Consider the following 8499-nt stretch of genomic DNA (forward strand, 5'->3'; position numbering starts at 1 on the left):
GATGAGAAGCTGGGGCCCGGCTTATTTTCCGGCGAGGAAGGTGGGTATATCATATATGGTGAGCCCGCGGCGCCAAAGAAGGACCCTGAAGAAACGCCGACAGATTCGGATCTATAGAAGCACGTAAGAAAAACAAGCGCTGCCGGTACCCGTTTTGCCCGTGGGCGCCGACAGCGCTGTTTCATCTTGACAGAGGTGATTCCACCGGTCTCTTTTCCCTGAACCCTGAACCGGATAGCTGATAAGCTCAAAGCTCAAACCCAGAGACCAGAGACCTGAACCGTCAGTAAACTTTCCGTTTGGAAAACCCCCTGCCCAACACGTTGAATGTGTTTTCGGTGATGATGAAAGCCTCCGGGTCGATGGACAGGGCCGCCTCCTCCACCCGTTTCAGCTGGTAGTTGTGAACCACGGTGAGGATCACTTTTTTGGCCCTTCCCGTATACCCCCCGCTTCCATTTAGGAAGGTGACGCCCCGGCTGAGACGGGTGTGGATCTCCTTGGCAATGCGATCGTTTAGATCGGAAATGATGAACACCATCTTGCGTTGGTTGAAGATGGTCAGCACGTAGTCCAGGGTCTGCGACGAAATGAAGCTCATGAACAGGGAGTAAAGCACCAGGTCGGCGTCCAGAAACCCGAAACTGAACATGAACAGAACGATGTTGAAGGCGAAGTAGAAGGTGCCCATGCGCAGGTTGAATTTCTGGTTGAAGATGATGGCGACAATGTCCATACCACCTGCAGACCCCAAGGAATGGAGAATGATGCCGGTGCCGGCGCCCATCAGCACGCCGCCGGCCAACACCGCCAGGATCGGTTCGTGGATGGGTAAGGAAAATCGGATTAGGTCGATCGACGCTGATAAGGCGGCCATGCCATAGAGGCTGTAAAGGAAGAAACGCCTGCTGACATGGATCCAGCCGATCAGAAAGATGGGAATGTTGACGATCAGGTACCACAAACCGGGTGACAGGAGACCACTGACATAGTAAAAGAGCAGGGTCAGGCCCGAAATACCGCCAGTGATGAACCCGTGGGGAACGGCAATGGACTTCAGTCCGATGCCAAAGACGATGGAGCCTGCCGAGATAAGAAGCAGGTTCCACAGCACGGATGAGATAAACCGGTGATACAGGAGCTTTTTCATGGGGTTTTTCCTTTTTTCCGGAAGGCATGCTGACCGTGGCCTGCCGGACTAATTTTTTCAATCATAATCGCCGCTATTCCCGTTGGGAAAATTTCAAAAATGACAATACTAACGCTGCATCGACTCGTGTCAAGCGGCAGGGCCTAAAAAAATGACGGACACCCAAAAAGAGTCCACCCTTCGTGAAGTGACCACGACCATCGACCCTGAGCAATGCATCGGCTGCGGGATGTGCATACCGGTGTGCCCCAAGGAGACATTGGTCATTCAAGACGGCACGGCCGTGGTCCGGGGCAGCGAGTCTCTCAACTGCGATCACTGTGCGGCGGCATGTCCGGTGGATGCCATCCGGGTGGCGGCGGTGGATCCCGGGCTGTCGCAATTCCAAACTTTTCCGGCCGATAATAAATGGCTTCCCCATGGCCGGTTCGACACCGCCAGCCTGGTCAATCTCATGGGTTCACGGCGCTCCTGTCGCAATTTTTCAGACCGTCCGGTCGATCAACCGCATTTAGAAGATCTGATCAAGGCGGGCATTACCGCGCCGTCGGGCTCCAACTGCCAACCCTGGACCTTCACCATCCTGCCGGACCGCCGGGCCGTCAACCGGCTGGGGCGTCGGGTGGGTGATTTTTTCAGGCAGACCAACCACATGGCCGAAAAGCGATGGCTGAGATCGGTCCTCAAATGGATTGGCAGGCCGGAGTTGGACACCTACTATCACCAGCATTATGCCACTGTGGAAATGGGGCTGGAAGCCTGGGACCGGGGTGAGCGCGACCTGTTGTTTCACGGTGCAACCGCCGTCATCGTGGTGGCCGCGGACAAGGATGCGTCCTGTCCGTCCGAAGATGCCCTGCTGGCCACCGGAAACATGTTGCTGGCCGCCCATGCCATGGGGCTTGGCACCTGCCTGGTCGGCTTTGTCATCGAAGCCATGCGGCGGGACCGATCGATCGTCCGCATGCTGGGCATCCCCGACCATGAAACCCCCTATGCCGTGATCGCCATCGGCTGGCCCGATGAAACCTATCATCGGGTGGCCGGCCGGAAACCGGTCGTGATCCGCTATGCGGGCTCCCGAGATACTCACTAAATGGTTCAGATTAAAAACAATTTCGATAGGGCAACCGTTGCATTCAGTCGACAACGATGTCATATTGCTGCAGCGTTCCGCCCGGTGCATGTGACACTTGGCATGGGCGGCAACTGAATAAGGGCTAATTTTTCATCGGCCTCAGGAAGGCGAGTTTTATTGACCGTCACCCATCTGATCGCATTCACAGCAGGTCTTCTGCTGCTATACTATGGTGCCGGCTGGCTGGTCCGCGGCGCATCCACGCTGGCCCGCGGCATGGGGCTGACGCCGATGGTCATCGGGCTCACCGTGGTGGCATTCGGCACTTCCGCGCCCGAACTGGTGGTCAGCCTGGTCTCCGCCGCCAAGGGTAAGAGCATGATCGCTCTGGGAAACGTGGTGGGCAGCAATATCTGCAACATCGCCTTGGTGCTGGGACTTACGGCCGTGTTTCAGCCGGTGACGACCAGCCGTATTGTCATCACCCGGGATATTCCCCTCATGCTGGCCATCTCGGCCTTCCTGTTGCTGCTTTCGTTCAATTCGGTTATCGGCAGGCTCGAAGGGGTCATTCTTTTCTGCGGCATCATTGCCTATACCTGGTTCAATTACAAGGTGGCCGTGCGCGTCGATCGAACCATGCCCGATGCTGCGGGTGCGTCACCACCGGCTGTCGGTCTGATGGAGAAACGGTGGAGCCAGTGTGTGATGATCGCCGGTGGAACGGTAGCGGTGGTCGTCGGTGCGGATCTGCTTGTGGATGCGGCGGTGAGCGTCATGTCCGCTTTAGGGGTCAACGAAAAGTTCGTGGGACTCACTGTGGTGGCTTTGGGCACCTCGGTACCGGAACTGGCCACCTCCGTTGTGGCGGCCATGAAAAAAGAGATGGACATCTCCTTAGGGAACCTGGTGGGCAGCAACGTGTTCAACCTCCTAAGTGTCGTTGGCGCTACGGCCATGGTAAAACCCATTGCCATCTCCGGCGGTTTCATCGGCAGCGGACTGGTGGTGGACTACCTGGTGATGATCGCTATCAGTGCGCTGCCCTGGGTGCTGATGAAACGGGACTTGACAATTACCCGCAGAAAAGGTCTGATTCTGCTCGGATGCTACGTGTCCTATGTGTCTTTCCTCATTTTAAAGTCTTGAACCGCGATAGCGAGCGCATTCCCCGCCGCTTGTTGGCGCGAAGCAAAAATCCCGCTCATCGGGGTCAGAGCGCAGCAGAGATCCCGATCATCGGGGCCGCGGGGAGGGTTCAATCCAAGGAGTTCGATGATATCCATAGCCACCCCTGATTCGCCATCCCCCCTGGTCCTGGTGGTGGATGACGATGACGATATTCGTGATATCCTCTCCTACGGCATCGAGGCCTCCGGATGCCGGTGCCTCACCGCTGAGAGTGCGGAGGCGGCCTTGAGGATCTTAAATTCGGATCCGGTGGAGGTCGTCATTTCCGATGTCCAGATGAAGGGAATGAGCGGCCTCGACCTGTGCCGCCAGATCAAGGACCATTTTGATGCCGATGTGATCATCATTACCGGCCTGGTGAACAATTTTGCCTATGAGGAGATCATCGCTCAGGGCGCCAGCGACTTTATCGAAAAGCCCATCCGACTGGCGGAGATCGTGGCCCGTCTCAAGCGGGTGCTGCGTGAACGCCAGACCCGGGAGAAGCTAAAACAGACCGCCGAAGAGTTGCGAAGCAACGCGGTTCATTTCCAGAAAGCCATGGAAGGGGCGGTCCAGGCCATCGCGCTGGCCGTCGAAATGCGCGATCCGTATACATCGGGCCACCAGAACCGGGTGGCCGACCTGGCCTGCGCCATTGGCCGGGAGATGGGACTTTCAAAGGATCGGATCTATGGCCTGCAAATGGCCAGCGTCATCCACGACCTGGGAAAACTCACCATTCCCGGGGAGATCCTCTGCAAACCGGGGAGGCTCACCGGCCCCGAGTACGCAATGATCAAGACCCACGCGCAGTCGGGATACGACATCCTGAAAAAGATCGATTTTCCGTGGCCGTTGGCGGATATTGTCCTCCAGCACCATGAACGGATGGACGGTTCGGGCTATCCCAACGGTCTATCCGGGGAAGCCATCATGCTCGAGGCCAGGATCCTCAGCGTGTCCGATGTCTTCGAAACCATCGGGTCCCACCGGCCCTACCGCCCCTCTTTGGGATTGAAAAAAGCCATGGGAGAACTCACTGGCAACAGCGGCACCCTTTACGATCCCCATGTGGTTTCCGCCTGCCTGGACCTGGTGGAGGGCGAACGCTTTCATTTTAAGAGCGCCAAGTCGGCCTCGGTGTTTGTCACCACGCAGATGCAGTCACTTTGAATATCTACATCTGGAGATCCTGTTCTTTCCCTCTTTCTTGCTCTGGAACAGACATTGATCTGCTGCCATGAGGAGTTGTTTCTTGTCCCGGGCATCATCGGGGAACGTAGCCAGTCCAAAGGAGGCCGTGACGCCAAGGTTAATTTTCTCCTGCCGGAGATAGGCGCTCGAGCTGATCCCCGTCTTAATCGCTTCTACCTTCTTAAGCGCTTCCTCACCACCCTGATCTGGAAGAATGACGATATACTCGTCCCCTCCGTACCGAACGATTCGATCCTCCGGGCCAAGATGCAAATGCACGACCTCTGCGACTTCCTTCAAGACCTTCGCACCAAGCAAATGCCCATGCTGGTCCACAACCTGCTTGAAGTTGTCCATATCAAAAAATACCAGGGTCAATTTTTCTATTGCAGCCGAGGCAGGACTCAAGCACCGGTCGATATACTGGTGCAGGAAGCGCGTGTTTTGAAATCCGGTGACATCGTCGGTAACGCTCAGTTTCTGCAACAGCTCATTCGTTTTTTCAAGCTTGTTTTGGTAGTCTTTCAACATCTGTTGGTTTTGTTCCTGCAGGCCGATCAGCCTGCGAAGCTCCATCTGTGCCATGGCCTGCCGGGACAAGGCACGCAGGGCGTTGAGCTGAGCATCGGTGAGTTCGCGTTGGATTTGATCGATTACGCACAGCGTGCCCAACGCTTCGCCAGTTGGCGTGACCAGGGGTGCACCGGCATAGAAGCGTATCCCCGGCTCCCCATTGACAAGCGGATTGTCCGCGAACCGTTCATCGGCATGGACGTCGCTGACGACGGTGATATCGGGTTGAAGAATGGCGTGGGCACAGAACGCGACGTCGCGGGCCGTCTCTGAAATCGCGAGACCCACCTTGGACTTGAACCATTGCCGGGTGCTGTCGATCAATGACATCGCGGCCATGGGCGTGCCGCAAATCTCGGAAGCCAACAAGGCGATGTCGTCGTAAGAGTCCTCCGGCAGCGTGTCCAATATCCGATAGTCAAGCAGTGCCTCGAGACGAGCAGCTTCGTTGTCTGGTAGTTCCGCTTTCATGGTAAGATCCTTTGAGGCGACCCAATGGGGGCCCTATTCAATATGGGTAAACCCATACCATTTTGCTTTCGCCAGTTTGTGAAACTGTTTCAACTTATACAAGAAATTCTGGTTTTTTGGAACGCCTTTCAGGACAAACTGAATGACCCCATGCTTGTCGATGAGGGCAGTGGCGCTTTTTCGTCCATGCCGTTTCATGATCGTTATATTGGTATTTTCAGATTCAGTATTCTGACTTCCGTCATTCGACTTCCGTCGTCTGATTAATCCGTGGAAACATAAGAATCAGAGGAACGGTGACGAGAGGAATGAAGGAGACGGCCCACAGTACGGTAGCTACCGAATAGAGATCGGCCAATTTTCCTACCACCGGCGCTACTGCCCCGCCCAGACCATAGGCCAGCCCCATCATCAGGCTGGAGACCATGGAGCGCCCGCCCGGCGCCAGCTCCTGGGCCAGTGTGACCCCAAGGGGCAGGGTGGCCAGCACAAAAAAGCCTGCCATGAATACGCCGCCGTAGATCCATGAACCCGACAGGGAAAGCATCACCAGCAGGGCCGGTGTCATCAGCAGGTGGGAAACCAGGAAGATCGGCCTGGCCCCCGCCCGGTCGGCCAGATATCCGGCCATCAGGCCGCTGGCGGTGCCGGCCAGGGTGAACACGGTGATCATGAGGCCGCCGGAAACCAGGGAGTATCCCTGACTCACCAACAGTACGGGCATGAAGGTCATGAACGATTGGCCCACGACTGCCCGCAGGACCATCACCAGCCAGATCAGAAAAATGGATTTCCATACGGTGCCGAACTGTTTCTTCAGCGTGCCCATCAATCCCAGGGAAGCCATGCCTTCACTTTTTGGGGAGGGCACCGCCACCCGCAGGTAGACCATTACCGCCAACCCGATGGCCATGGTGAACGGCATGGCGTCCAGGCCCCAGGCGGCCACGATGGCGGTGATGAAAAAGGGACCCACGGCGAAGGCCAGTGTCCCGCCCGTGTTGAATACGGACATGGAAAAGCCTTTGCGATTGCCGGAATAGAGCGGAATCATGCCGGCCACGCAGGGGTGAAACAGCGAGGACCCCACGGACCCCAACGCGATGAACAGCATCAGCATCCCGTAGCTGCCGGCGATGCCGGAAAGGGGAATGAAGACCACCGCCATGAGCAGGCCACCGAGAATGATGGCGCGGCCCTGGTAACGGTCAGCCAGGTAACCGGCCACCGGCTGGACGATGAAAGAGAGAAACCGGCTGACGCCGGCGATGAGCCCCACCTGGGCCAGGGTCAGGTTCAGTTTGTCCATAAACGCGGGAAACAGGGGCGTGGTGAAGGCGCTGTAAAAATCGCCTGTGAAATGGACCAGGGTCAGGGCGAAAAGGACTTTCAGGTTGGTTTGATTGTGGGGTTTCATGAGTTCGATTTATTTCATGGGTTGATTGGTTGGGGGATGGTTTTTATTCGGACCGACAATTTTCCAGGTCCGCTTCAACACACGATAGAAAAAGCCGGCATAGTAGGCAACCCTGATGCGAAGGTCAAGACGGAATAAACGTGGACAACCCGTCCTTTCACCCGCTCAACAAATCGCAGCCTCATTAAAAACTAATTTTACGCTAACCGAAAGCGAACTGAAAAAAAGCAGCACCTTTACCCTGCACTTGCCGGTTGAACCGCGATAGCAAGCGGACTGGAAATCGATGTTCATCCTTTCGGTGGAGCTTCCCCGTGGCTTGTCGGAGCGAAGCAGAGATCCCGATCATCGGGGCCGCGAGGAGGGTTCAAAAAACGCGATAACGCCATCATTTTAAACCTTTCACCATCCGTGCTCAGGGCTTTCTGAAGAATCAGAGGCCCCTTGTCTTTTCCCGTCCATCTGATGTAAAAAGAGAAAGTGTTCTCATCGCATCTTTGACTCATTCCAATTACCTCAGTTTCAGGAACATAGGCATGCTATCAGCGGATTTGTTTCCCCCACGTATTCAACTGGCCAACACCCCGACTCCCCTGCAGAAGATGAAACGGCTCAGCCGACAGGCCGGGGTGGAGATCTTTTTTAAACGGGACGATTTCACCGGCAGCGAGCTGTCCGGCAACAAGGTCCGCAAGCTGGAATTTATCCTGGCCGATGCGCTGGCCAAAGGCGCCGACACGGTGATCACCTGCGGCGGGGCCCAGTCCAACCACTGCCGGGCCGCGGCCCTGGCGGCGGTGAGGGCCGGCCTCTCCTCCCTGCTGCTGCTTCGCACGGACGATCCGGCCAACCCGCCAGCGCTTTCCGGCAACATCCTGCTGGATCGCCTGGCGGGATCTGAAATTGTCTGGATTACGCCGGAACAATACCGGGCGCGTGATGAGATATTCGATCGGGAGGCCCGGCGATTGCGCAGCCAGGGGCGCGAGCCATATATCATTCCCGAAGGGGGGTCGACTGCGTTGGGCGCCTGGGGCTACGTGGCCGAAATGGAGGAGCTGGCGGCAGACCTTAGGCGTCTGGATGGCGACGATGTGAAGCCAACCACCGTGGTCTGCGCCACCGGCTCCGGCGGCACCACCGCCGGACTGGCACTGGGCGCCCAGCTTTCAGGTGCAGACGTCAGCGTGGTGGGTGTGAACGTCTGTGATAACAGGGATTACTTTGTGGCGATCATCGATGCCATCTGTCGCCAGTTCAATGAAACCTGGCTGGTCGGAAAAGTGAGCGGCATCCCGCCTTACGAGATTTTAGACGGCTATGTGGGCCGGGGCTATGCCCTGTCAAAGCCCGAGGAACTGGCCGCCATCCGTGACCTGGTGCGACTGGAAGGGGTGGTGCTGGATCCGGTATACACCGGCAAGGCTTATTTCGGAATGATGG

Annotated in this window: 7 protein-coding genes; 4 read left to right on the top strand and 3 right to left on the bottom strand. The window is 56.7% G+C overall.

All coding sequences use genetic code 11. From position 1 onward, the window contains the following. Window positions 1–283 precede the first annotated feature (283 nt). Window positions 284–1150, bottom strand: coding sequence for a YitT family protein (locus QNK41_RS11320; RefSeq protein WP_319256814.1), 867 nt, complete (start codon window positions 1148–1150; stop codon window positions 284–286). A 118-nt stretch (window positions 1151–1268) separates the two neighbouring features. Here QNK41_RS11320 and QNK41_RS11325 point away from each other — a divergent pair, with 118 nt between their 5' ends. The 3 genes from QNK41_RS11325 (at window position 1269) to QNK41_RS11335 (ending at window position 4574) form a co-directional block, all read left to right on the top strand. Next, the gene (locus tag QNK41_RS11325; RefSeq protein WP_413815143.1) at window positions 1269–2246 is read left to right on the top strand and encodes a nitroreductase family protein; all 978 of its coding nucleotides are present in this window, start codon (window positions 1269–1271) and stop codon (window positions 2244–2246) included. A gap of 159 nt (window positions 2247–2405) precedes the next feature. Next, window positions 2406–3377, top strand: coding sequence for a calcium/sodium antiporter (locus QNK41_RS11330; protein WP_319256818.1), 972 nt, complete (start codon window positions 2406–2408; stop codon window positions 3375–3377). A gap of 126 nt (window positions 3378–3503) precedes the next feature. Further along, the gene (locus tag QNK41_RS11335) at window positions 3504–4574 is read left to right on the top strand and encodes an HD domain-containing phosphohydrolase (protein ID WP_319256820.1); all 1071 of its coding nucleotides are present in this window, start codon (window positions 3504–3506) and stop codon (window positions 4572–4574) included. Here QNK41_RS11335 and QNK41_RS11340 read toward each other — a convergent pair. Together QNK41_RS11340 and QNK41_RS11345 are read right to left on the bottom strand one after the other, a co-directional pair. Further along, window positions 4566–5639, bottom strand: coding sequence for a sensor domain-containing diguanylate cyclase (locus QNK41_RS11340; RefSeq protein WP_319256821.1), 1074 nt, complete (start codon window positions 5637–5639; stop codon window positions 4566–4568). The two genes, QNK41_RS11335 and QNK41_RS11340, sit on opposite strands and share 9 nt — an antisense overlap. Window positions 5640–5880: 241 nt before the next feature. Then, window positions 5881–7056 carry an MFS transporter gene (locus QNK41_RS11345; RefSeq protein ID WP_319256822.1) on the bottom strand — a complete coding sequence of 392 codons (1176 nt, stop codon included), beginning with the start codon at window positions 7054–7056 and terminating at the stop codon, window positions 5881–5883. Window positions 7057–7592: 536 nt separating this feature from the next. On the opposite strand from QNK41_RS11345, the gene QNK41_RS11350 reads away from it, so the two are divergent. Further along, on the top strand, window positions 7593–8499 hold a 907-nt coding region (locus QNK41_RS11350; RefSeq protein ID WP_319256824.1), incomplete at its 3' end, for a D-cysteine desulfhydrase family protein.

The sequence above is a fragment of the Desulfosarcina sp. genome, assembly GCF_033791525.1.
In the GTDB taxonomy this organism is placed as follows: Bacteria; Desulfobacterota; Desulfobacteria; order Desulfobacterales; family Desulfosarcinaceae; genus Desulfosarcina.

Coding starts and splice junctions, on each gene's coding strand:
- QNK41_RS11320 (WP_319256814.1), bottom strand. CDS start 1,150: ATGAAAAAGCTCCTGTATCACCGGTTTATCTCATCCGTGCTGTGGAAC.
- QNK41_RS11335 (WP_319256820.1), top strand. CDS start 3,504: ATGATATCCATAGCCACCCCTGATTCGCCATCCCCCCTGGTCCTGGTG.
- QNK41_RS11340 (WP_319256821.1), bottom strand. CDS start 5,639: ATGAAAGCGGAACTACCAGACAACGAAGCTGCTCGTCTCGAGGCACTG.
- QNK41_RS11345 (WP_319256822.1), bottom strand. CDS start 7,056: ATGAAACCCCACAATCAAACCAACCTGAAAGTCCTTTTCGCCCTGACC.